We start from the raw sequence: 510 nt of genomic DNA on the forward strand, positions 1-510 counted from the left end.
CTTTGAAGAAGCGCTGAAAATCCATCAAACCCTAATCAATACTTATGTTGAGCTCGGATATCAAGTGGTGGAAGTGCCATGGGGCAGTGTCGAAGAGCGCGTGGGCTTTGTTCGAAGAGTAATAGGCTTAGTCGGCGAGGTAGCAGACTAAAACCTCCTCGCGAGGAGGAGGCCTGAATGATTTACTTTTGATTAAGCTTTTGCAGGAACTTATCCGATTCAGCGATCGCTTCGTTCATTTGTTTGATGGCAAATTGAATGTCTTTCTCTAAGCTAGAGAACTCGCCTTGCAAAGAACCAATCGCACTCGCGTTGAGGTTGTGTTTTAGGTACAGCGTGTTGTCACGCAGTGTGTTCAGCACTGGCGTCATCTTTTTCTCTGCGCGCTTCATTGCGCTGAGCATGGTTTTGTAAGAGGCTTTGGTTTCACGCAGTTTTTGTTCGCTTGAGCGGCGCAGTTTCGCACTGGTGTACAAGTCCAACTCGCCTTGCCATTCTTCAAACAGGGCA

Annotated in this window: 2 protein-coding genes; one reads left to right on the forward strand and one right to left on the reverse strand. The window is 47.6% G+C overall.

The genetic code is table 11. From position 1 onward, the window contains the following. The coding region (locus R7Z49_RS27790; protein ID WP_411913045.1) for an AAA family ATPase at positions 1-151 on the forward strand (151 nt) is incomplete at its 5' end. 31 nt (positions 152-182) lie between these two features. On the opposite strand, the gene R7Z49_RS27795 is transcribed toward R7Z49_RS27790, so the two are convergent. Continuing rightward, positions 183-510: DUF2959 family protein (locus R7Z49_RS27795; RefSeq protein WP_318112879.1), on the reverse strand; the 328-nt coding region annotated here is incomplete at its 5' end.

Origin of the sequence: Vibrio sp. 1562, from assembly GCF_033340155.1 — a bacterium.
In the GTDB taxonomy this organism is placed as follows: Bacteria; Pseudomonadota; Gammaproteobacteria; order Enterobacterales; family Vibrionaceae; genus Vibrio; species Vibrio alginolyticus.